This window comes from Paenirhodobacter hankyongi, from assembly GCF_003664585.1.
In the GTDB taxonomy this organism is placed as follows: domain Bacteria; phylum Pseudomonadota; class Alphaproteobacteria; order Rhodobacterales; family Rhodobacteraceae; genus Rhodobacter; species Rhodobacter hankyongi.
Map to the genome: position 1 here is coordinate 339,578 of NZ_RCHI01000001.1, position 22,181 is coordinate 361,758.

Genomic DNA, 22,181 nt, shown 5'->3' on the forward strand with positions numbered 1-22,181 from the left:
TGTCCTTTCGGCGCGGTGCCGTCAGGCGGCGGCCGCGGTCATCTCCAGAACCATATCCATCACGAGGGCGGCAGGGTCAAGGTTGACCCCCTTGCCGTGACGGGCGCGGGCGCCGAGGCTTTGGTGAAGTGACGCCCATTTCATCGCCGCCGCCCCGTCGGGGGCAAGGCGCGCCATCAGCTCGGCCTCGCCCGGCGCGCCCTCGGGCATGGGCGGGCCGACCAGCCCGGCGCGGGCAAGGCGGGCAAGGAAGAGCTCGATCAGCCCCAGAAGCAGGTCATAGCGCGGTTCGTTCGCCTTGCCGGTGATGCTGTCGGCCAGCGCAATCGCCCTTGGCCGGTCGAGCCGGGGCAGGGTGGCGAAGAGCGCGACGAGCGCCGAATAGGTTTCCAGCCCGCCGAGGTTCAGAAGCCGGATCGCCTCGCCGACCGAGCCGGAGGCGAGCGCCGCGAGTGCCTCTTCCTCGCCTTCGGTCTCGGCGCCGGCGGCGGCAAGCGCGCGCGCCATGTCGGCAGGGGCAAGGGTGGCGAGCCGCAGCTCGCGGCAGCGCGAACGGATCGTCGGCAGCAGCCGCGCCGGCTGATGCGTGACGAGGAGGAAGGTCACCCGCTCGGGCGGTTCCTCAAGGAGCTTCAGCAGCGCGTTCGCGGCCTGGGTGTTCATCTCGTCGGCGGCATCGACGATCACCACGCGCCGCCCGCCCTCGGCAGCCGAGAGCTGCAGGAAGTTCTTCAGCTTGCGCACCTCGTCGACGCGGATGTCGAGCGAGAGCGCGCTTTCGGTGGCGTTCGGGCCGCGTTTCAGCACGAAGACCCCGGCCTCGGAGCCCGCATGGATGCGCCGGCACACCGGGTCGTCGGGATCGGTGTCAAGGCTCGTGGGTGGTTCGGGCGTGCCGAAAAGGCCCGCGGGCTCGGCCGCGCCGCGGGTCAGCAGGAAGCGGGTGATGCGCCAGGCAAGCGTCGCCTTGCCGGTGCCGCGCGGGCCGGTCAGCATCCAGGCGTGGTGCAGCCGGCCGGTGGTGAAGGCGGTCAGGAAATCGGCCTCGGCGCGCTCCTGCCCGAACAGGGCCAGGGTGTCGCGCGGGTGGGGGGCGCCTTCGACCTGTGTCGGGTCGGGCAGGTCCTCGGCGCTCATGCCCGCGCCTCAAGCGCCGCACGCGCGGTCGCAAGGATCGCGGCCGAGACCTCTTCCTTCGGCGCGGCGCCGTCGAAGATGCGGAAGCGCGGTGCGAATTCGCGGGCAAGCGCCAGGAAGCCCGCGCGCATCCGCACCTGCAGATCGAGACCGAAATCCTCGAAGCGTTCCTCCTTGCCCTGCCGGCCCTTGGCGCGGGCAAGGCCGACTTCGGGCGGCAGGTCGATGAGGAAGGTCAGGTCCGGCTCGCGGCCGATCATCAGGCCGTGCAGCTGATCGACGAGGCCGCGCAGGTCGCCGCGGCTGAGGCCCTGATACATCCGCGTGGAATCGGCGAAGCGGTCGCAGATCACGATCCGGCCGGCAGCGAGCGCGGGGGCGATGGTGCGCTCGAGATGGTCGCGGCGGGCGGCGGTGAAGAGCAGGATCTCGGTCTCGGCCGACCAGCGGTCCGGGTCGCCTTCAAGGACAAGGCGGCGGATCTCCTCGGCGCCGGGCGAGCCGCCGGGCTCGCGCGTCAGCACGACGTCATGGCCCTCGGCCCTCAGCGCCTCGGCCAGCAGCCGCGCCTGCGTGGATTTCCCCGATCCGTCGATGCCTTCGAAGGTGATGAACATCCGGCCTCAGCTGTTCGCGCCGGAGGCGGCCTGGAAGGCGCGGGCCGAAAGCCGGCCGATCGCCGTCTTCATCCGCACGAGAAAGCCGCCCTCGGCGACATCGGCGGTGGCGACAAGCGGCACCGTCGTCGGCTCGTCAAGGCCCGGGATGTGGATCACCAGCTGGCCGAGCGTGTCGCCGGCCTTCACCGGCGCCTGCACCGGGCCGTTGAACACCGCCTCGGCCTTCACGCCTTCCTTGGCGCCCGCGGGCAGCAGCAGCGTCACGTCCTCGGCCGGCGCCAGGCCCACCGTCGGCGCGGCGCCGAGCCAGACCGGCGCCTCGGCGAGCTGCGTGCCCTTCGTCGCCATGGTGTTCAGCACGAACTGACGGAACGCCCAGTTCGCCACCGCCTCGGCCTCCTGCGCGCGCTCGGTGTCCGAGGCCATGCCGGACAGCACGAAGACGATGCGCCGTTCGCCCATCACCGCCGAGCCGACAAGGCCGAAGCCCGCCTCTTCGGTGTGGCCGGTCTTCAGCCCGTCGGCGTGCCAGTCGGCGGCCGAGATCTTCAGCAGCGGGTTGCGGTTATGCGCGTTCGCCGGGGCGCGGTCCTTGTAATTGTAGGTCGTTTCCGAGAACAGCGGGTAGTATTCCGGGAAGGTGGTGATGATGTGGGCGGCGAGCACGCCGAGGTCATGCATCGACATGCGCTGGCCCGGGTCCGGCCAGCCCGAGGCATTGGCGAAGGTCGAGTCGGTCATGCCGAGTGCGCGGGCGCGTTCGGTCATCAGCCGCGCGAAGGCCTCTTCCGAGCCGGCGAGCCCCTCGGCCACCACGACGCAGGCGTCATTGCCCGAGTTGATCGCGATGCCCTGCATCAGCTCGCGCACCGAGGGGCGGTCGAGCTCGTTGAGGAACATCGTCGAGCCGCCCATCTGCTTGGCCCGGGTCGAGACGGCGAAGGTGGTGTCCGGTGTCACCCGGCCGTCGCGCAGCGCGTCGAACAGCAGCTCGAGCGTCATCAGCTTCGACATCGAGGCGGGGGGCAGCGGCACGTCCGCGTTCTTCTCGAGCAGCACTGTGCGGGTCGTCATGTCGTAGACCCAGGCGGAATTGGCCCGGGTCTCGAAGGCGCGCGCGGGAAGCGCTGCAAGCAGCGCGAGGGTCAGGACGGCGGCGAGGCGGAGAAACGGCATCGGGACGGGACTTCCTTATTTCGTGACGGCGTAGGCGTCGGGATAGCCGAGGCCCTGGATCTTCTTGAGCAACGCATCGCGCTCGCCCGCGCCCGAGGCGGGGCCGGCGACGACGCGCCAGAAGGTCTTGCCCTGGCTCTGTTCGGTGCGCACGGCGGCGGGCACGCCCGCCTTCTTGATCTGCTCGGCAGCGCGCTTGGCGTTCGCCTCGACCGAGAAGATGCCGATCTGCACATAGACCTTTCCGGCCGGCGCCTTGGCGGCCGGCGCGGCGGGTTTTGCCGGCGCGGCGGGGGCCGCGGCGGCGGGTTTGCCTGCGGCGGCGGGCGTGGCCGGGGCAGGGGCGGGCTTTTCGCCCGGTTTCGGCGGCTTCGCGCCCTTGTCGGCAAGCGGCTGTGCCGCGATCGGTTCCGGGGCGGCGATCACCGGGTCGGTGACGATCGGGGCGGTGCCCTCGGCCGGGGCCTCCTCGCGGCGCAGCGCGACGACCGAAAGCTTCGCCGGCGCGCCGGCAAGCAGGCCAAGCGCCGCCGCGGCGTCCGAGGACACCTGCAGCTTGGGGCCGGGGTTGTCGCGCTCGCGCCGGAACAGCGCACCGATCACGAACTTGCCGTTCGCGGTGTTGCGGATGATCACCCGTTCGGGGTCCTTCACCGTCGGATGGGCGACCCAGACGCCACCGAGCGAGGGGCGGCCATCCCACAGGCCTTCCTCCTCGACGGAGAAGGCCTGCGGCGCCTCGACGTCACGCTCGACCAGCCGGGCCGAGGTGGCGGGGGCGACGTCGGAGCCGGTGGCGGTGCCATCCGCGGCGGCCTTCGGAGCGGATTTCAGGAAGCCGAAGGGCTGCGTGCCCTCCTGGCAGCCCGCCAGCGCGAGCGCCGCCCCCAGCATCAGACCAAATCGCTTGCCCGGGTGTTTGCCCTGCGTCGTGTCGCCCATCATGCCCCTCTTCGCGCGGGCTGTTCCCGCGTCCGTTGCGGGCCCTTCGGCCCTTGTCCCACCGGCGCGGCCCCCCGCGCAGTCGCGCCGACTGTAGCGTTTCGGGCGTAGCAAGGAAAGCATCCGGGAGCCTCCGGGGCGGAAATCGGCGGCGGGTGGCTTTCAGAATCGCGTGAAGCCCGCTAGGCGGGGCGGGCCGGAAGCGTGGCCGAGTGGTTTAAGGCTCTGGTCTTGAAAACCAGCGTGGGGGAGACCCCACCGTGGGTTCGAATCCCACCGCTTCCGCCAATTAGCATTGAAAACATGTGTAAATATCCGTTTATTAGATAGATACCCGCCCATCAACCCGCCTTCCTGAAAACGCTTGGATGCAACGCGATCCGACGGGTTCTTCGGGCTTGTCGAGAAGATTGACCTAGATGCCGGGTATTCCCTTCCACTGCAGAGGCATGATGAAGATGCGATCTCGGATAGCTATGGCCGGGCAGTTGGAAAGGGTGAAAAGCTGGAAGCAAGACAGGTTCAGGCCACGGGTGTCACTCGAACCGATATTCGCCCTTCGCGTCAGGGGGGGGGCAGGGGGTGCCATCGCGGGCGAAGGTTTCTGCCATTGCTTCGTCCACCGGGTCACCGCCGGACGCAAATGAGGTTTCCTGTGCGACGAGGCGTTGCAGCTCGCCCGCGTCCGATCCGGTATCGCCCATCGGCCAGAGCGCCGAGCTTGCCAGATGGCGCTTGCGCTGCATCAACGATTGCAGCAGGCAGTCGAAGCTCTGGGCGCGGTAGCCCGGGTGGATCGCCATCGGGACATGGATCGTGACCGGACGGGTCTGGCCGATACGGTGCACGCGGTCGTTGCACTGTTCCTCGACTGCCGGGTTCCACCAGCGCGACAGGTGGATCACGTGGGTGGCTGCGGTCAGCGTCAAGCCGGTGCCCGCAGCCTTGGGCCCCAGTACCAGCAGGTCGAATCCCTCGTCATGCTCCAGGTGCCGTTGGAATCGATTGACGATTTCCTGCCGTTGCTTGATCGCCGTGTCTCCGTTGATCAGGTCAATACGGTCGAGGCCGAACTCGGCGCGTGCCAGTTCGATGAAACGGTACTGCATCTGCCGGTGCTCGATGAAGACCAGCGCCCGCTGGCCTGCTGCGCGGATGTCGCGCAGCAGGTCGAAGGTGGCGTTCAGTCGGGCCGAGGCGGCGATGAAATCCTCGTCGCCGGCGGCATCGTGCAACGCCGGATGCACGGAAACTGTCCGGATGTGGTGCAGAAGCTTGAGCGCCGCGCCCTTTGCCCCGGCGGCCAGCTGGATCCGCGCCTGGTCATAGGTTTCGGCCTGAAAGCGTGGCATGGTCCGGGGGGCCAGAAGCCGTGTCTTGCTGGGCAGATCACGGGCGACCGTGTCCTTGATCCGGCGCAACCCGAGCGGCGGCAGGTCCCCCTGGGGCTTGAAGACCCGCGCGTGCAGATCGGCCATGTTGTCGGTGTCGGGGAGCGCGTAACGCTGGCGGAAGTCCTTCAGGGATCCGAGTGCCCCCGGCGCCAACTGGTCCATGATCGCCCAAAGGTCCACTGTCGAGTTTTCGATCGGCGTGCCGGTCAGGCCGATCCGGAAGTCGGCCTTCATTGCCCGGGCAGCGACGGCGCTCAGCGTGGTCGGGTTCTTGATCGCCTGGATTTCGTCGAACACGGCGGCGGAGAAGGGAATGCGGGCCAGCGAATGTTGATAGTTTGTCAACGTGCTGTAGGTCGTAAGAATCCAGGTCAGATGCCCGGCACCGACCTCGGCTGCGCGTTCCAGGTCGGAAAAGTCCAGCTTCGACGCACCGCTTTCGATGTCCCTGCCTTGAGTTGCCGCTTTTTTGCGGTTCCCGATCCCGCTGCCATACAGCCGGATCAGATGACCGAGCCCGGGCGAGGCGACGTGGCGTGCGACCTCCTGTTCCCAGTTCACCAGAAGCGAGGTCGGAGCGACGACCAGGATCGGTCCGCGTTTCGTGCCCTCGTGTTTCATGTGCTCGTTGAGCCAGACCAGGAAGGAGATGGTTTGCAGGGTTTTGCCCAGCCCCTGTTCGTCGGCATTCAGCACGCCGGGCAGACCGGCCTGCCAGGCCTTGACCTGCCAGTCGAAACTTTCGACCTGGTGATCCTTGAGGGGGGTGGTGATGGTCCGCGGCAGGCGCAGCGGGGCCGCTGCCGTGCGGGGCGGAGTGGCGGGGCGCCAGTGCACCTCTTCGAAATTGTCTTCTGTCCGCAGGACGACCGGTCCCGAGGGCGAGTCTTCCGGGGCGGTGTCGTCGTCTGCGGGCTCTTCCTGGGGGGGCGCTGAGCGTTCTTTCAGCCTCAGTTCCACCGCTTGTAGAACTTCGGGGTGCGCCGGAAGCTGAAGATCGCCCTGGGTGACGTGCTCCTGTCCCGTGTCGATCGCCTGGCGTAGGCGCTCACCCAGCTGCGCGAGCGCCTCGTTCGGCAGAGCTTCCAGGCGGCTGCGCACTTCGGCGGAGAACAGTTCCGGCAGCCAGGTGGTGCCGCTGGATTCGACCAGCGAGAGGTCGGGGCGTTCGTAGATCTCGATCCCGGTGACGCGGGCCGAAAACGCCTCGTATTCAGAGGTTTCGACGAAAGCCGGGCCGGCGGCGGCCTCGATGCTTTCCTCGCGCCCGGCGTCATCCAGCCCGGCCAGCGCGCCACGGGCCTCCAGCGCGGTTTCCAGCGCCTCCGTGATCCGTGGGCGCGGGTTGCGGATGAATTCCCGGCGTTCTTCGCGTGGCGCGCGTTGCATCCGGGTCATGACTTCCAGCACCGGCGCGGCGGCCCGGTCGATCACCAGGAATTTTCCGGGGCCCAGCCGGAAGGCGTTCAATGCGCCGCGCTGGCGCAGCTTGCGCTGGAAATCCCCAAGGCTGGCGCCGGCCAGTTCGGCCATCGATTCCGTCACTTCGAGGGCTTCGCCGATTGCGTGGCCGGAGAACGGTACGACCTCGAAATCCGTGCCTTGCGCATCCGGGGTGATCGAGAAACGGTCGGCAAGCCTGACCTCCAGGCCGGACAGGAAATCGGTCATCGAGAACCGCGCGGCCTGACTGTCGCCGCTGTCCACGATCCCCGGGTCCAGGGCACGGCGGAATCGGGCGAGCGCTTCCCAATCGGCGGCATCTCCCTGACCCGAACGGTAGCTCTCCGCGAGCTCCAGCGCATCGAGCATCCAGAGGGGCACCCGTTGTGATCCGCGGTCGGACTGCAGCAACGCGCCCGTTCGAGCCGGCAGCTTGCGTTGGCCGTTACGTCGCCATTCGGTGTGCAGCCGGAAGCTCGGCTCGCCGACAACGCCCTCGACATTGGTGTGCAGGACGAGATCGGTCAGGGGCGGCAATCCCAGCTCGGCGCCGGTCGTTCCATCCAGCGCCGCAGCAAGGCGATGCGACAGGCGGATCGTATCGGACTCGATGGTCAGCGGCTCGCCGGTTTCCGCCGCGGCGCTGCGCAGGTCGGCCAGTGCCAGCGCCAGCTTGCGGTCCTGCGGTGCGAGATGGGTCAAATCTGTGCCCGGTTTCGCGCGCAGCCGGTCCAGCAGACCGCGCTTTTGCGCGAGGAGAGTCAGGGTGATTGCATCGGGGGTATGGGCAAGGGTGAAAGTCATGGTGTCAAAGGCTCATGGATACCCGGCTTTGCCAGTCGCCGAGATGGGGAATCGTTTTGGCTCCATGCCTGCCGCGGGCGCGGATGTGGTCGACGTCGTATTGACGCTGGTACAGCTTCGGCGAGAGCTCGGCATCGGCTGGGAAGATGTGGACCTTGAAGTTGTAGGTGCCCTCGACGACGATCTTGTTGCCGATCCGCATGAACAGAAGGGATTTGTCCTTTTCGCCGGTCTGATGCGCAAAACGATAGGCAGAATGTCGGGTGTCGGGCGGCAGTTTGGACGTCGCTGCGCGGTAGCCCTCGGAGTTGAAGGCGATCCAGACCTCATCCAGCAGCCCCTGCTCGTATTTGGTCCACCAGAAGTCCTCGCGGTCGCGCCACATATGGCCGCGTTCGACCTCGGTCAGGACGCGGAACAGGAAGCGGATATCTGAGCCCATCAGCCAGCGCAGAAGCTGTTTCTCCAGCGAGGGGTCGATGAGGTTCCAGATCGCATTGCGTGAAACCCGTGGGTGGCCGTAAAGCTCGGTCAGCCGGTCGGTCAGCAGGGTCATCGTGTCGGGAGGCGGGGCTTGTTCAGCCCAGGGACGCAGCAGCGCCTCGATCGCTTCCGCGGCGCCGTTGACGCGGGCGGTCTGGCCGGCGGGGCGCAACCAGTCGAGCAATCTCTCGATCTCGGGCCGCTGGTCAAGCCGGGGGGCGATCTGCCGCACGAAGGCAAGGTGTGCGGCATCCATCAGCCCCGGAGCATGGGGGTGGCGCAGCCCGATCCGGCGCAGCCCGGTCCAGGGATCCTCCATCTGCGCCATCCGGGTCGCGATCGCTTCCGGGGCGTGTTGCGGATCCAGAAGCTCGGGGACATGGTCCAGAAGCTGGCGCCATTGCGCGCCGAGGCGGGACTGTGCGCCTTTCAGGTGGCGGGCCAGGTCTGCGCTGTGGACGGCGCCCGGGGCGAAGGTCTCGATGTAGATCCGCAGCATCGGGTTCAGGAAACCTGCACGGGTCGAGGCGGCGATCTCGGCGAGCAGGAAGGCGCGAATGCGGTCATGGGCGGGATCGTCGCGCCAAGGGGCGGAAAACGCCAGCCGCGCCGCGCGTGTCGCGAAGCTCATCGGCACCTTGTGCCAGTCGCGTCGCGCGATCCGGTCTGCCATTTCGGCCAGCAGCCGTTCCGGATCGCGTTCGGGTTTCTCGGGCCTGTCCCAACGATCCAGAACGCGCTTGACCGTCCGGTTCAAGGCGGTGAAATCCGGTGGAACTGGCAGCTGAAGCGGGGTGGCGCGTTCCAGCAGTTCCGACAAGGGGCGGGGGGGGCTCATGGTTCTCCCCCGCGCAGTTTCAGCTCGGCCGAGATCCGTTCTATATCCTCGACCCGGTGCGGGATCAGGTCCTTGCCCGGTGGCACATACATGATGAAGCGCAGATCGATGCGGCGGTTGGCGGCCTTGCCCTGCAGCGTGTCGTTGTCGGTGATCGGCCGCATCTCGCCATAGCCTGCCAGCGCCAGGACCGGTTGATCCAGCAGGTTCTCGAATCCCAGCATCGGCGGATGGTCGTCACGCGCGCTGTCGGGGGCGATCTCGTTGAAGGCGGAAAGCGCCCGCGTCATCGACAGTTGCAGGTTGTAGGCCTGTGAGGCGTCGGCATCGGTATGCCCCTCGACCTGCACGGTCTCGATCAGGACGAGGTCGGGGTTGCAAGACAGGTCTACCTTGCCGCTCGGGCCGGTGCTGAAGCAGGGTAATTGCCGGGCCAGGTGATCCCCCAGGAGCCGGATGATCCGAAGGCTCTGGCCGCTCAACCCGCCCTGGCCCGAGGCGAAAAGCCCCGCCCCCTGGAACCGCAGCGCATCGCCCTGCGCGCTGACGTCAAGCCCCTCGATCTTCTCGCGCAGGATATCGGCCTTGACCGCCTTGGCCAGGGCATCGACGATCGCGGTGCGGCTACGTACGGCTTCGGCGTTGTAAACCTCGAGCGGGTCTTTCTTGGCCAGCTGTCGGCGCAGTTCGGCGATCTCTTTCTCGAGCTCGGCGATGCGGGTGGCTTGATCTCTGTTTTCCTGCTGCAGCCGAGTGACTTCGGCCTCCAGTCTTGCGATTTCGGCTCGCGCATTGTCGCGTTCCTGCACCACGGTGTCGTAGACCGGACGCGAGACGGTGTCGGTGTCATTGTATCGGCTGGCGAAGAAGGCCAGCAGGATCATCAGGATGAACAGGAAGCTGATCGTCATGTCGGTCATCGACACGAAGGCGGATTCGGCCTCTTCTTCCTCGCGGTGACGACGGGGCGCGAACCGCATCAGGCACCTCTTTGCTGCGGCTGGAAGTCTTGCAGGTTGTCGACGACAGTTTGCAGGACCGACACAGCGTCGTTGAGTCCCTTGGACATGTCGACCACATGGCCGCGCACGGATTGCATCGCCGTCTCGGTCTGCGATGCGTAGATGTCGAAGGCATGGCCGAGCTTGTTGTCGATGTCATCAAGCTTGTCTCCCTGGCCCTGCATCCTGCGGACCAGTTCTTCGACGCCCCGCATGGCCGCTTCGATGGCCTGGCGTTGCGTACCAAGGATTTCTTGCGCGCTCTTCAGCGCCTGAGCGGCGGATTGCGCCGTGATTTCGGCGCTGCGGGTGACGGTGGTCGCGACGTTTCGGGTGCTTTCGTTGAGATTGCGCAGGCCGGCCTCGACCTGCTCGGTGCTGGCGCGGATCGGCTGCGCGGCGGCGGTCATGTCCTGAGAGGCTGTGCGGAATCTGCCGGCCGCCTCGGAGGTCGCTTGCGCCCCATCCCGGAGGCTGGTTGCGGTCGCGCGTGCAGCCTCCGTGCTGTCTTCGAGAGAAGAAACCAGGTCGTCCAGCTGTTCACCCAGCGTCGTGAGCGGTGACATCAGTTCCTGTCCGGCCTTGGCAAAGACCTCGTGCGACATCTCGGTGATTTTCTGGCTGCTGGCTTCGAACGCGCTCAGCATCGAGCGGCCTGCACCGTCGATGGCGGCGCCCGCAGCCGTTCCGGCCTCCTGCATCCGTGCCTGCGCCGCCTCCGCGCCGCTTTTCGCCGCGCCTTCCATTTCCTCGCGCATCGCCTGCGCGGCCTTGCTCATGTCCGAGGCTGCCTCGGACATTGCCCGCGCCCCGGCACCGGTATTATCGCGGATCCCTTCCAGCGTGGTGTTCATGACGCCCAGCAACTGTTCCGCGCCGGCCGTGAAAGCACCGCTGGCGGATTGTGCCGTCTGGGTCATCGAGTTGCGAAGGTCTTCGACCGCCTGTGCGACGCGCGCGACGGCCTGGTCCATCTCACTCCCCATCCGGCCCGAGGATTCGTCCATCCGCGAGGCCAGCTGGGCGATCCGGTCACCGGCCTGGGCGATTCGCTCGCTGGCGATGGTCAGCGCCTGCTCGACCCCCGAACTGACCTGTTGCGACAGGTCGGCGGCCATGGTCTGGACGCTGTCCGTCCCCTGTTGTCCGACCCTGTCGAGGATCGGCTGCATACTGTCCGAGATCGATTGCGCGATCGCCTGCGGCACCTCTTCCCGCAGCGGTCGGCCCAGCTCGGCGACCAGCTCGAAACCAAGCTTGCGCTGGGCTTCCTGCGCTTCGACCTGCGCCTTGAGCTGGTTCAGCGCGATCTGTTCGAGACTGGCGAATGTCAATTTCTCTTCGATCAGCCGCACCAGTTGATGCAAGGCTTTCTCGACCTTTCCGCGTTGGCGATGCAGCACTATGGTGAAGACGATCGAGCAGGCCAGGCCGGTCAGTGACATGATGAACTTGGCCGAGGCAATCCGCAGCAGGGTTTGCATCGTTGCCGAGGTGATCTCTTCGCCGGACATAGAGTGCAGCGCCGCGATCAGCCCCAGGAAGGTCAACGCAAGGCCGATCGAGACGAACAACCCGGGCAGCAAGCGCAGAAATCCCGGGCCGTATCCGAGATCGTCGAGGTTGAAAAAGGTCGCCGGGCGCACCGTGTTGCGCAGCACCGGGGGCTCGGTGAGGTCGTCGACAATCGTCGTTTCGCTGAATTCGTCCCAGGCCTCGCGAAGCGTGGCGCCCGTGTTCCCCTTGGCGATCTCGTGCAGTTCGGCGGAGAATCTCTCGCGGCCGCCTTGGGCAAATTCCTCGGGTGAAATACCGACCAGAGCCTTGTTCACGCGCTGCAACAGCTTTGCGCGGTGGCGCATGATACGCCAGGTGAAAAAGCTGAAGCCGAGCAAGCCGAGCACGAGAAGGATGACGACGAGGCCCGGGGCGCTTTCGTTCTTCAGAGCCGCGGCAATGAAAAGCACGGCGTGCACGACGGGAAGGCCAATTGAATCGAAAATCGTCTGAAAAGCCGTCGGCATTGCTGTCTCTGCTCTCGTTTGTACAGTTACAGGGCCGACAAATCCGCTTTCCACGCAGGGCAAAAAAGACGATACGGCTCCAAATCAAATACTACCTATGGGTAATTGGCGGGCAAATACAGCCCGTTTGGGGTGAGGTTTGGGAATTTTGGAGGCGACCTTTGCGGTGGCGCAAGGTCTGCCGGTTGATCTTGTGCATATCCGGGAGGGAGAGCATTGAAAACGCTCGGAGCATGCCTCGGTTGGGGCAAGGTTGGGGCAAGGACGTGAATCTGTTCAGATGGCTTTCGCCCATCAACCCGCCCTCCTGGAAACGCCTGGATGCAACGTGATCCGACCGGGGGGAGCCTCGGTTTGTGGCGGGGGCGTAAACACTGCCGCGTCGGAAACGGTCGCATCGCGTTGCCAAGGCTTGCTGCGGGTGGTCTAGTCCGCCGCGAAACGACCCCGGAGACCCATCGTGAACCAGCAAGCCCTGTCCGCCTTCCTTTGGTCGGTCGCCGACCTTCTGCGCGGTGACTACAAGCAGTCGGATTACGGCAAGGTCATCCTTCCTTTCACGGTGCTGCGCCGGATCGATTGCGTCCTCGCCCCGACCAAGGACGCCGTGCTGCAGGAGCGCAAGCGGCGCGAGGCGCAGGGGATGCCGCCGGACGCCTTCCTGCGTCGGGCCTCGGGGGCGGGGTTCTACAACGCGTCGGACCTGGATCTGAAGAAGCTCCTGGGCGACCAGGACAATGTCGCGGTGAACCTGCGGGCCTACCTTCTGGGCTTCTCGCCCGAGGTGCGCGACATCTTCGAGCATTTCGATTTCGACATCCAGATCGATCGCCTCGGTAAGGCCGGGCTGCTCTACCAGGTGGCGGAGAAATTCGCCCAGGTGGACCTGCACCCGGATGTGGTCAGCAACTACCAGATGGGGCTGGTGTTCGAGGAACTGATCCGCCGCTTCTCGGAACTGTCGAACGAGACCGCCGGCGAACATTTCACCCCGCGCGAGGTGATCCGCCTGATGGTCGCCCTGATCTTCGCCGAGGACGGCGACGCGCTGAGCAAACCGGGCGTGGTACGCGCGATCTATGATCCGACCGCAGGCACGGGCGGCATGCTCTCGGTCGCGGAAGAGGCGTTGACCGCGATGAACCCGGCCGCCTCGGTCTCGCTGTTCGGGCAGGAGCTGAACCCCGAATCCTACGCGATCTGCAAGGCCGACATGCTGATCAAGGGGCAGGACGTCGGCAATATCGTCTTCGGCAACACGCTTTCCGACGACGGCCACCCGGAGCGCAAGTTCGACTACATGCTGTCGAACCCGCCGTTCGGCGTCGAATGGAAGAAGGTCGAGAAATTCGTGCGCGCCGAGGCCGAGCAGAAGGGCTTCGCCGGCCGGTTCGGCCCCGGCCTGCCGCGGGTCTCGGACGGCTCGCTCCTGTTCCTGCTGCACCTGCTGTCGAAGATGCGCCCGGCATCGCAGGGCGGCGCGCGCTTCGGCATCGTGCTCAACGGCTCGCCGCTCTTCACCGGCGGCGCCGGTTCGGGCGAAAGCGAGATCCGGCGCCACCTGCTCGAATCCGACCTCGTCGAGGCAATCGTCGCCCTGCCGACCGACATGTTCTACAACACCGGCATCGCGACCTATGTCTGGATCGTCTCGAACCACAAGCCCGCCGCGCGCAAGGGCCGGGTGCAGCTGATCGACGGCTCGCATTTCTGGCGCAAGATGCGCAAGAGCCTCGGCTCCAAGCGCAAGGAGCTCGGTGAGGACGACATCGCCACCATCACCCGGCTTTACGCCGCGGGGCAGGAGGCGCGGCTGGCGCGGATCACCGACGCCGCGGGCCGTGTCGAAACCCGCGTGCTGATCGGCGACGCGCCCGAACCGGCCGTGCCCGAGGGCGGCAAGATCGGCTTCGTGCCGCTCTCGCGCATCCTGCCCAATGCCGCTTTCGGCTATCATTCGATCACCGTCGAGCGGCCCCTGCGCGACGCGGAGGGCGCGATCGTGCTTGGCCAGCGCGGCAAGGCGAAGGGCCAGCCGCAACCCGACGCAAGCCTGCGCGACACCGAGACCGTGCCGCTCTCCGAGGAGATCGCGGCGTATTTCGCCCGCGAGGTGCTGCCCCACGCCCCCGACGCCTGGATCGACGCGACGAAGACGAAAGTGGGCTACGAGATCCCCTTCAACCGGCAGTTCTACATCTTCGAGCCGCCCCGGCCGCTGGCCGAGATCGACGCCGAGCTGGCCGAGGTAACGGCGCGGATCGAGGCGATGCTGAAGGGCTTGAGCGCATGAAACCCTATCCGGTGTATAAGCATAGCGGGGTGGACTGGCTTGGAGAGGTGCCCGAGGGGTGGGAGGTGGTGCGGCTGAAATTTGTTGTTGAACGCAACGATGGAGGCATATGGGGTGATGATCCTACAGAAGAAAATAACACCATCGTACTTCGATCAACCGAGCAGACAGAGGATGGTGAATGGTGCATCGAAGATCCAGCGTTTCGAAATATCCAGAGTGATGATGCGGTGCGCTACTGCTTGGAAGAGGGGGACATCCTGATCACCAAATCCAGTGGAAGCGCAAGACACATCGGGAAAGCGACTCTCGTTGACGAAACAATTGCGGCGCTTAACGCGTGCTACTCTAATTTTATGCAGCGAATCCGCACTGGCGAGAGCTATTTGCCAAAGCTTGCATGGTATCTTTTCAACAATCCGCTTGCACGCCGCCAGTTCGATCTAATGTCGAGTAGTTCCACTGGGCTAGCCAATCTAACCGCTGGTATGATCGGACAAATTGTTATCCCTCTCCCCCCTCTGCCCGAGCAGCGGGCGATTGCGGGGTTTCTGGATCGGGAGGTGGGCAAGATCGACGCGCTGGTGGCGGAGAGCCGGCGGCTTGTCGCGCTGCTGGCCGAGAAGCGCCAGGCCACCATCAGCCACGCCGTCACCCGCGGCCTGAACCCCGCCGCCCCCCTGCGCCCCTCCGGCATCGACTGGTTGGGCGACATCCCCGAGGGGTGGGAGGTTGTGCAGTTGAAGCGCTACGCTAAACTGCAAGGTGGATACGCATTCTCGTCAGCTCTTTTTAACCCGGATGGGGTGCCAGTTGTTCGTATGACCAATCTTGATCGAGGCGAACTCGATTTTTCGTCGCTGATTTGTGTTCCAGAATGCGCGGTCAATGAGCGCGTTGCGCTTCGCGAGGGTGACTTAATTTGGGGCATGTCCGGTAGTGTCGGTGAAACTGGTAGCCTTGGCAACTATGCGCGCGTCCGAGAGAAAGATTTACCTTGCCAGTTGAACCAGCGGGTCGGCCGTTTCTTGGCGCAGCCAGATCGGCTTGATTTGTCATTTCTGGAACTCATAATTCAGACCCGTTATTTCTACGAGCAGATCCTTCTTTGGGTAACTGGGACCGCTCAATACAATATTAGCTCAGAACAGGTGGAATCCTGCTCGATCGCTGTCCCTCCAATCAGTGAGCAAGCCGAGATCGTTGCTGAAGTTCGATTGGTGCTAGCGCGGTTCGACGCCCTCACCGCCGAGGCCAATTCCGCCATTGCCCTGCTGCTCGAACGGCGCGCCGCGTTGATCTCGGCCGCCGTCACCGGCAAGATCGACGTGCGGGGCGAGGCCCCGGCGGAAGCGGCGGCGGGGGGCGGCTGAGATGGCGACGCACAGGGAAATCGGCTTCGAGGAACAGATCTGCGCCGATCTGGCCGCGCAGGGCTGGCTTTACGCCGAACCGGGGCAGGCGGGCGACGCCCGCTCCTATGACCGCGTGCTTGCGCTTTACCCCGAGGACCTGATCGCCTGGGCCGAGGCGACGCAGCCCAGGGCTTGGGCCGAGGCGCTGGCCCGCCATGGTCTGCCCGCGATCCTTGCCCGGATCCGCAAGCAGCTCGACGCGCGCGGCACGCTCGATCTGTTGCGCCAGGGCGTCGAGATCGTCGGCTTGCGCGCGCCCCTGATGCTGGCGCAGTTCCGCCCGGCGAGCGGCATGAACCCCGAGATCACCGCGCGCTATGACGCCAACCGGCTGCGGGTGCTGCGGCAGGTGCATTACTCGGAGGCCGCGCCCAACCGCAGCATCGACCTCGTGCTGTTCCTGAACGGCATCCCGGTGGCCACGACCGAGCTGAAGACCGATTTCACCCAGAGCGTTCAGGATGCGGTCGATCAATACCGCTTCGACCGCAAGCCGCAGGAAAAGGGCGGCAAGCCCGAGCCGCTGCTGTCCTTCCCCGGCGGTGCGCTGGTGCATTTCGCGGTCTCGGACCGGCTGGTGCGGATGACGACGCAGCTTGCGGGCCCAGCGACCCGGTTCCTGCCCTTCGACCGGGGCGATCACGGCGCGGCCGGCAACCCGGTGAACCCGGACGGCCACCGCACCGCCTATCTGTGGCAGGAGATCTGGGCGCGCGACAGCTGGCTCGAGATCCTCGGGCGCTACATGGTCGGAGTGAAGGACGCCAGGAAGAAGCTCGTGGGGGCGATCTTCCCGCGCTATCACCAGCTTGACGCGACGCGGTGCATCCGGGCCGCGGTGCTGAAGGAAGGGCCGGGCGGCAAATACCTGATCCAGCACTCGGCGGGGTCGGGCAAGACCAACTCGATCGCCTGGACCGCGCATCAGCTAGCCGACCTGCACGACGCCGGGGACCGCAAGATGTTCTCGACGGTGATCGTGGTCTCGGACCGCAACGTGATCGACACCCAGCTGCAGGAGGCCGTCTTCGCCTTCGAGCGCACCACCGGCGTGGTCGAGACGATCACCCGCGAGCACGGCGCCAAGCGCAAGCAGCTGACCGAGGCGCTGAACGGCGAGAAGAAGATCGTGGTCTGCACGATCCAGACCTTCCCGGCGCTGATGGATGCGGCGGAGAAACTGGCCTCGACCGCCGGCAAGAGCTTTGCGGTGATCGCCGACGAGGCGCATTCGAGCCAGACCGGCGGCGCGGCCTCGGCGCTGAAACAGGTGCTGTCCGCCGAGGAGAAGGCCGAGCTGGAAGATGGCGGCGGGTTCTCCAGCGAAGACGTCATGAACGCGACCATGTCGGCCAGGGCCGCGCCCCGGGGCATCAGCTTCGTCGCCTTCACCGCGACGCCCAAGGGCAAGACGCTGGAACTGTTCGGCCGGCGCCCCGATCCGGACGCGCCCGCCGGCCCCGGCAATCTGCCCGCGCCGTTTCACGTCTATTCGATGCGGCAGGCGATCGAGGAGGGCTTCATCCTCGACGTGCTGCAGAACTACACACCTTATGACCTGGCGTTCCGCCTGTCCGCGAACGGCCGCGAGATCGACGACAGGGAGGTCGAGCGCAGCAAGGGCACCAAGGCGCTGATGCAATGGGTGCAGCTGCACCCGACCAACATCGCGCAGAAGGTGGCGATCGTGGTCGAGCATTTCCGCACCACGGTGATGCCGCTGCTGAACGGCCACGCCAAGGCGATGGTGGTCACCGCAAGCCGCAAGGAGGCGGTGCGCTGGCAGATCGCGATGCGCAAGTACATCGAGGAGAGGGGATACGGGCTTGGCACGCTGGTGGCCTTCTCGGGCGAGGTCAGCGATCCCGAAAGCGGTCCCGACCCGTTCTCGGAGACCAGCAAGACGTTGAACCCGGGGTTGCGCGGCGACATCCGCGAGACATTCAAGGGCCCGGCCTTCCACCTGTTGATCGTCGCCAACAAGTTCCAGACCGGCTTCGACCAGCCGCTTCTGTGCGGCATGTATGTCGATCGCCGGCTCGCGGGGATCCAGGCGGTGCAGACGCTGTCGCGGCTCAACCGGGCCTACGAGAAGGACGGGGTGAAGAAGGACACGACCTATATCCTCGATTTCGCCAACAGTGCCGAGGATATCCTGTCGGCCTTCCGCACCTATTACGAAACCGCCGAGCTGGAGGATGTCACCGACCCGAACCAGGTGCTCGACCTGCGCGCGCAGCTGGACGGGCTGGGCTATTACGACGACGGAGAGGTCGACCGGGTGGTGCGAGCCGCGCTCGATCCGAAGGCGTCGCACGGGGCGCTGTCGGCGGCGCTGGAGCCGGTGGCGGATCGGCTGCTGAAGCAGTTCGCCGCGGCGCGCCAGGCCGAGCGCGAGGCCCGCGCCCGGGGGGGCGAGGACGCCGTTCTGGCCGCGAAACAGGTGCAGGAGGCGCTGATCCTGTTTCGTTCGAACATGGGGGCCTATGTGCGGCTCTACGCATTCCTGTCGCAGATCTTCGATTACGGCTCGACCGACATCGAGGCCCGCAGCATCTTCTATCGCCACCTGATCCCGGTGCTGGAGTTCGGGCGCGAACGCGAGGGAGTCGACCTGAGCAAGATCGAGCTGAGCTTCGTCAAATCGAACCGCAAGGACAGCGCGAGGCTGCAGCTGTCCGGCCCGGCCGAGAAGCTGAAACCGATGACCGAGACCGGCTCGGCCTCGGTGCAGGACAAGGAAAAGGCGCGGCTCTCCGAGATCGTCGCCCGGCTCAACGACCTGTTCTCGGGGCTGACCGAGGGCGATGAGGTGTCGGGGCTGAACACCATCCACACCAAGGTCATGGAAAACGAGCAGCTGCGCCAGCAGGCCGCGAGCAACAACAAGGAGCAGTTCGCCAACTCGCCCCTGCTCAAGGCCGCGGTGATGGATGCGATCATCTCCTCCGCCGACGCACAGGACGAGATGACCCGGCAGCTCCTGAGTTCCGACGCAACGCTGGAGGGTTTCCTGGCCGTCATGACCGGGCCCGGCCAGCTTTACGAGGCGCTCAGGGGGCAGGGGTGAGAGGGGGCGAGAGGTCCGGCCAAACCCGAGGGAATGAGGGAACACCATGGTAAACGTGCCGTGATCTTCGGACATGCAGGATCTACCAACGTCCGTGGTGTTCCCGGAGCGGCTGATGACCAGTAAGGAATACGCCGATCGGCAGGTAGGACCGATCAACAGGACGTATCAGGAAGTCCCTCACGCCGGCCGTTGGTCAGCAACGTATCAGGGCGGGACGGTCTGCACTGCGACGGGATAATCCCGGGGCGGGAATGCTTCGGACGGGGGAGAGCGAGACGCGGCAATCGCTGTGATCCGTGCCACTGCTGGAAATATCTGGGATGGCGTTTCGTTTTATCTTGGGAACTAACACCCCATGACGCGCGAGGGGCTCCGATGAACAATTCTAAACAGGCATTTTGAGATCTGACGCCTCGTCCGGATGCGGAAGGCGGGATGGAGCCTTCGTTTCGCTGGGCTCAGTGCCCCCTGTCATGCTCCTCATGATGCTTGGCCCCGCGCCTCTTCTGTGCCGCGCGGATGCGCTCGATGCCCTCGGTGGTCTTGGGACCGGTGGAGAGGCCGCCATGAAGCCTGCAGCGGCGCTTGCCCGGCTCGGGCCACATCTTGCAGGGCGTGCCCTTTCGCGTCCGGGCGCCGCACTTCATCCGGCGGCGTTGGTTGTAAAGCGCGATGATCGCGGCGATGTCGCTGGGGGTCATTGTTCGTTTCTCCGATCTGAATGAGCGGACGTCGGCGAGGCGGCATGCTTCGCCGGCGTGTTTTAGCTGCCACAAGTGCCACAAGTGCCAAGGCTTCCGATCTGCGGTGTTTTGGACGCGTGGCACTTGTGGTGGATGTGGTGATTTGTCAGGGCTTGGAGAGATAGCGCCCAAAGGCATCCTCGAAGTCACGACGCAGGTAGTAGCTCCCGGAGTTGTCCTGCCGCGGCGCGATCTCGTAGGGCTTGAGCAGCTTGACGATACCTTTGCCCGAAATAGGCTTGTCACCCCGCCATTCGCTCCAGGGCGCCTTTTCCAGCGCGCAGAGCGCGTCGACAAGTTCTTGGCTGCCGATCCGCGGTTCCGGTTTGCGGGTGAAGACCTCCTCGATGTCTTCCAGCAGCTTGATGCCGTCAGACTGCGCCTCGTTGCGGTCGCGGTCGGCGTAGGCCTTGATCAGGGCCGAGTGCAGCTTTTCCGGCCACTCCCCCCCGATCACGTCGGCGATCGCGCAAAGGCAGCGAGCGTTGTCCTGGGCGCGATCGTCCAAGGCTGCGGGAATGTCATCGGGATCTGCGCCACGAAGGGTCGGGAGATGATCGGCGGCCCAACGGGCGCAACGGGACTGAAGCGGCCGGAACTGGTCGATGCGGTCGGCACGGAACCGGCAGACCGTCTCGGTCTTGAGCTTCCGACGCAGGCGCACTGGAATCGCACGGTCCTCCAGCGTGTCCGGCAGGCGCCCGATCATGGCGATGCCCTTAGGCCCCCATACATCGAAGACGATCGGTTCGAAATTGTCGCCGGTGCAACGGAGCACGCTGGAACTCAGGCGATTGTGACCACCGTTCAGCATGCCCAGAAGCTCGCCGTTCTTGTCCTTGCTCAGGAAGGTGTCCCCCTCGTCGATCAGCAAGGTTGGGCGCCATTTTTGGATCACGCGGAACATGGCCGCGGGGCTCAGGTTGGCGGTATGAAGCGGGCGCGGGACGAGCACGCTAAGGAGCGACATCAGCGTGGTCTTGCCGCAGCGTTTTTCCGGCGACGTGATGCCGAGCACCGGCGAGATGGTGGCGGCCTCGTGGCACCACGCATGAAGGATCCAGAACGCGATCAGGGTCGCGCTCTCCGGGGGAAGAACACAGTAGCGCAGGATCGTTTCGTACAACTCGCGCGCAAGCTCGGCCCCGTTCACCGGTTCGACCGCGGGAGCGATGTCTCCGAACTTCAAAGCGACGGTGCCCGAGGCTTTGGCGCGCTCCTCTTCGACTAATGCATCGAAAACACTGACGCGCAGGCCCAGCTTTTCGGCCAATTCATTGCGTTCGCATTCGTATTCGACCGTGCTCTTGGCGGCGGAGGCCTCGATGATTTTCTTGGCCCTCTCGGTCTTGGAGGGATGCACCACGAGAGTGGTATCGTTGGTCATTACACGCCCCCCTTCATGCGCAGGAGTTCGTCGTTCCAGTCACGCCCGTCGGCGGCGGGGAACATTTCGACCGTCCAGTCCAGCGCGCTGGCGCGCATGGCCAGCGCGTCGCCGGCTTTGCGCCCAGGGAGGTCGCCATCCGTCGCGATGATGATGTGGCCGGGGCTGGCTGGGAGGTGGAGGGAGGAGAGGCCAGGGGCCGAGAGCGCGCTCCAGAGCGTCATGGAACGCGGCAGGAGTCCGCAGGCGAGGCTCAGGGCCGTTTCAATCCCCTCGGCCACCACCAGGGGGCCGGGGCCGCGGGAGAGCTTCACGGCGCCCCCACGCGTCGGTCCGAGCATGGTTTTCGTCGGGGTCACCGCCGCCTTGGCCGAACCGTCCGGCTTGAGGTAGGTGCGATGCACGGCGAAGCCCCGGGGGGCATCAATGCAGGCGATCATCGCCGGCAGGCGCTGCGCCGTCTGGGCGTGCCAGGCGGCGGGGTGAAAGCGGAGGTTCGCGGGCAGGGCGCAGGTGATGCCGCGCCTGCGCAGGTAGCGTTCGGCCGGGGTGTTGGCGATGGCCTGCGCCTCGTCCCAGCAGATGCGGGCGAGGGCGGAGCGCTTGCGCATCGCTTTTTCGCGCTCGGCTTTCTGACGCGTCCGCTCGTGCTCGGGGAACTGCAGCGTGTCACCGGTCCCGTCGAGGAGACCGCGGTGGCGCAGCACCCCGCAGATTGCGGGGAAGCTGCAGCCGGCATAGCAATACATCAGGAGGCGCCCGTCATCGCCCTGGGCGATCGAGAGGCTGGGGTGGTGGTCGTCATGGGCGGGGCAGATGGCAATGCCTTGGCACCCGGTCCATTTCCCTCCCAGAGCGCGGGTGATGCACTCGGCATCGCTCGTCGTGCCTTGGGCATGCGGATGCCGCGCATGATGGTGCTGGTGATCATAGAGGGAGAATTTCATTTCTCGCTTATCTCCTCGATTGAGGATCGGGGCGCGAAACTGTATCTTCGGAGTTGCTGAGGACCGAAGAAAAGCCGCCGCCCCCGGATCCGAGGGTGGCGGTCTTAGCCGCGGGTAGCGCAGGTCTTTTCCCACGCCTCGATTTCGGACAGCTTCCAGCGCGCGCATTGCGGCCCCAGCTTCACCGGGTGCGGGAAGGCGGGGTCGGTCTTCGCCCAACGCCAGGGCGTCGAGCGGTGGACGTTGTAGCGTTCCGCCAGCTGCAGATCGGAAATATAGGACTCGGCCATTTCAGGGCACTCCATCGTGTTGCGATGGGGTGCAAACTGTCGCCGGCTTATCGGCTTAAATAGGGGGGAGGTTGCAGAAAACCCCACCCCCCATTCGGGCTTTTCCTACCCCCAGTTCCTGCTCTTCGGTTTTGGCTGGGTGGCAGATTTAAGTGAGGAAATCGTCCTCTT

15 protein-coding genes and 1 tRNA gene are annotated in these 22,181 nt (G+C 65.7%); 4 read left to right on the forward strand and 12 right to left on the reverse strand.

Annotated features, from left to right (window positions below; translation table 11 throughout):
- Nucleotides 1-21: 21 nt before the first annotated feature.
- The 4 genes from DYS74_RS01580 to DYS74_RS01595 are packed head-to-tail and all read right to left on the reverse strand — an operon-like array spanning nucleotide 22 to nucleotide 3,878.
- Nucleotides 22-1,137 carry a DNA polymerase III subunit delta' gene (locus tag DYS74_RS01580; RefSeq protein ID WP_121530398.1) on the reverse strand — a complete coding sequence of 372 codons (1,116 nt, stop codon included), beginning with the start codon at nucleotides 1,135-1,137 and terminating at the stop codon, nucleotides 22-24.
- The gene (tmk, locus tag DYS74_RS01585; RefSeq protein WP_121530399.1) at nucleotides 1,134-1,754 is read right to left on the reverse strand and encodes a dTMP kinase; all 621 of its coding nucleotides are present in this window, start codon (nucleotides 1,752-1,754) and stop codon (nucleotides 1,134-1,136) included. Before tmk ends, DYS74_RS01580 begins: the two co-directional genes overlap by 4 nt.
- A 6-nt stretch (nucleotides 1,755-1,760) precedes the next feature.
- Nucleotides 1,761-2,933, reverse strand: a complete 1,173-nt coding sequence (locus DYS74_RS01590) for a D-alanyl-D-alanine carboxypeptidase family protein (protein ID WP_121530400.1) — start codon at nucleotides 2,931-2,933, stop codon at nucleotides 1,761-1,763.
- Between the two features lie 15 nt (nucleotides 2,934-2,948).
- On the reverse strand, nucleotides 2,949-3,878 hold the full coding sequence (locus DYS74_RS01595) for an SPOR domain-containing protein (RefSeq protein ID WP_394342930.1): 930 nt from the start codon (nucleotides 3,876-3,878) through the stop codon (nucleotides 2,949-2,951).
- Between the two features lie 195 nt (nucleotides 3,879-4,073).
- Here DYS74_RS01595 and DYS74_RS01600 point away from each other — a divergent pair.
- Nucleotides 4,074-4,163, forward strand: a tRNA-Ser gene (locus tag DYS74_RS01600).
- 248 nt (nucleotides 4,164-4,411) lie between these two features.
- On the opposite strand, the gene DYS74_RS01605 is transcribed toward DYS74_RS01600, so the two are convergent.
- From DYS74_RS01605 to DYS74_RS01620, 4 genes are read right to left on the reverse strand one after another with little or no spacing between them, the layout of a single operon-like run.
- On the reverse strand, nucleotides 4,412-7,516 hold the full coding sequence (locus DYS74_RS01605) for a DEAD/DEAH box helicase (protein ID WP_121530401.1): 3,105 nt from the start codon (nucleotides 7,514-7,516) through the stop codon (nucleotides 4,412-4,414).
- 4 nt (nucleotides 7,517-7,520) lie between these two features.
- Nucleotides 7,521-8,837, reverse strand: coding sequence for an EH signature domain-containing protein (locus tag DYS74_RS01610; RefSeq protein ID WP_121530402.1), 1,317 nt, complete (start codon nucleotides 8,835-8,837; stop codon nucleotides 7,521-7,523).
- Nucleotides 8,834-9,817: an OmpA/MotB family protein gene (locus tag DYS74_RS01615; RefSeq protein WP_220668807.1), complete on the reverse strand. Its 984-nt coding sequence runs from the start codon at nucleotides 9,815-9,817 to the stop codon at nucleotides 8,834-8,836. Before DYS74_RS01615 ends, DYS74_RS01610 begins: the two co-directional genes overlap by 4 nt.
- A complete protein-coding gene (locus DYS74_RS01620; protein WP_121530403.1) occupies nucleotides 9,817-11,862 on the reverse strand; it encodes a MotA/TolQ/ExbB proton channel family protein in 2,046 nt (681 codons plus the stop codon). Before DYS74_RS01620 ends, DYS74_RS01615 begins: the two co-directional genes overlap by 1 nt.
- Before the next feature lie 460 nt (nucleotides 11,863-12,322).
- On the opposite strand from DYS74_RS01620, the gene DYS74_RS01625 reads away from it, so the two are divergent.
- The 3 genes from DYS74_RS01625 to DYS74_RS01635 are packed head-to-tail and all read left to right on the forward strand — an operon-like array spanning nucleotide 12,323 to nucleotide 18,640.
- Nucleotides 12,323-14,155 carry a type I restriction-modification system subunit M gene (locus DYS74_RS01625; protein WP_121530404.1) on the forward strand — a complete coding sequence of 611 codons (1,833 nt, stop codon included), beginning with the start codon at nucleotides 12,323-12,325 and terminating at the stop codon, nucleotides 14,153-14,155.
- Nucleotides 14,152-15,528 carry a restriction endonuclease subunit S gene (locus tag DYS74_RS01630; protein WP_121530405.1) on the forward strand — a complete coding sequence of 459 codons (1,377 nt, stop codon included), beginning with the start codon at nucleotides 14,152-14,154 and terminating at the stop codon, nucleotides 15,526-15,528. The genes DYS74_RS01625 and DYS74_RS01630 overlap by 4 nt, the downstream gene beginning before the upstream one ends.
- Nucleotide 15,529: 1 nt before the next feature.
- Nucleotides 15,530-18,640, forward strand: coding sequence for a type I restriction endonuclease subunit R (locus tag DYS74_RS01635; RefSeq protein ID WP_121530406.1), 3,111 nt, complete (start codon nucleotides 15,530-15,532; stop codon nucleotides 18,638-18,640).
- Between the two features lie 461 nt (nucleotides 18,641-19,101).
- On the opposite strand, the gene DYS74_RS01640 is transcribed toward DYS74_RS01635, so the two are convergent.
- The 4 genes from DYS74_RS01640 to DYS74_RS01655 all read right to left on the reverse strand — a co-directional run bounded on the left by DYS74_RS01640 (nucleotide 19,102) and on the right by DYS74_RS01655 (nucleotide 22,010).
- The gene (locus tag DYS74_RS01640) at nucleotides 19,102-19,344 is read right to left on the reverse strand and encodes an HGGxSTG domain-containing protein (protein ID WP_121530407.1); all 243 of its coding nucleotides are present in this window, start codon (nucleotides 19,342-19,344) and stop codon (nucleotides 19,102-19,104) included.
- Between the two features lie 148 nt (nucleotides 19,345-19,492).
- A complete protein-coding gene (locus tag DYS74_RS01645) occupies nucleotides 19,493-20,773 on the reverse strand; it encodes a DUF3631 domain-containing protein (RefSeq protein WP_121530408.1) in 1,281 nt (426 codons plus the stop codon).
- Nucleotides 20,773-21,720: a DUF7146 domain-containing protein gene (locus DYS74_RS01650; RefSeq protein ID WP_121530409.1), complete on the reverse strand. Its 948-nt coding sequence runs from the start codon at nucleotides 21,718-21,720 to the stop codon at nucleotides 20,773-20,775. Before DYS74_RS01650 ends, DYS74_RS01645 begins: the two co-directional genes overlap by 1 nt.
- Nucleotides 21,721-21,824: 104 nt before the next feature.
- Nucleotides 21,825-22,010, reverse strand: a complete 186-nt coding sequence (locus DYS74_RS01655) for a helix-turn-helix transcriptional regulator (RefSeq protein WP_121530410.1) — start codon at nucleotides 22,008-22,010, stop codon at nucleotides 21,825-21,827.
- Between the last annotated feature and the right edge of the window lie 171 nt (nucleotides 22,011-22,181).

What these genes read in the sequence shown, in the direction of transcription:
- DYS74_RS01580 (WP_121530398.1), bottom strand. Translation starts at nt 1,137, where the DNA reads ATGAGCGCCGAGGACCTGCCCGACCCGACACAGGTCGAAGGCGCCCCC.
- tmk (WP_121530399.1), bottom strand. Translation starts at nt 1,754, where the DNA reads ATGTTCATCACCTTCGAAGGCATCGACGGATCGGGGAAATCCACGCAG.
- DYS74_RS01590 (WP_121530400.1), bottom strand. Translation starts at nt 2,933, where the DNA reads ATGCCGTTTCTCCGCCTCGCCGCCGTCCTGACCCTCGCGCTGCTTGCA.
- DYS74_RS01595 (WP_394342930.1), bottom strand. Translation starts at nt 3,878, where the DNA reads ATGATGGGCGACACGACGCAGGGCAAACACCCGGGCAAGCGATTTGGT.
- DYS74_RS01605 (WP_121530401.1), bottom strand. Translation starts at nt 7,516, where the DNA reads ATGACTTTCACCCTTGCCCATACCCCCGATGCAATCACCCTGACTCTC.
- DYS74_RS01610 (WP_121530402.1), bottom strand. Translation starts at nt 8,837, where the DNA reads ATGAGCCCCCCCCGCCCCTTGTCGGAACTGCTGGAACGCGCCACCCCG.
- DYS74_RS01615 (WP_220668807.1), bottom strand. Translation starts at nt 9,817, where the DNA reads ATGCGGTTCGCGCCCCGTCGTCACCGCGAGGAAGAAGAGGCCGAATCC.
- DYS74_RS01620 (WP_121530403.1), bottom strand. Translation starts at nt 11,862, where the DNA reads ATGCCGACGGCTTTTCAGACGATTTTCGATTCAATTGGCCTTCCCGTC.
- DYS74_RS01630 (WP_121530405.1), top strand. Translation starts at nt 14,152, where the DNA reads ATGAAACCCTATCCGGTGTATAAGCATAGCGGGGTGGACTGGCTTGGA.
- DYS74_RS01635 (WP_121530406.1), top strand. Translation starts at nt 15,530, where the DNA reads ATGGCGACGCACAGGGAAATCGGCTTCGAGGAACAGATCTGCGCCGAT.
- DYS74_RS01640 (WP_121530407.1), bottom strand. Translation starts at nt 19,344, where the DNA reads ATGACCCCCAGCGACATCGCCGCGATCATCGCGCTTTACAACCAACGC.
- DYS74_RS01645 (WP_121530408.1), bottom strand. Translation starts at nt 20,773, where the DNA reads ATGACCAACGATACCACTCTCGTGGTGCATCCCTCCAAGACCGAGAGG.
- DYS74_RS01650 (WP_121530409.1), bottom strand. Translation starts at nt 21,720, where the DNA reads ATGAAATTCTCCCTCTATGATCACCAGCACCATCATGCGCGGCATCCG.
- DYS74_RS01655 (WP_121530410.1), bottom strand. Translation starts at nt 22,010, where the DNA reads ATGGCCGAGTCCTATATTTCCGATCTGCAGCTGGCGGAACGCTACAAC.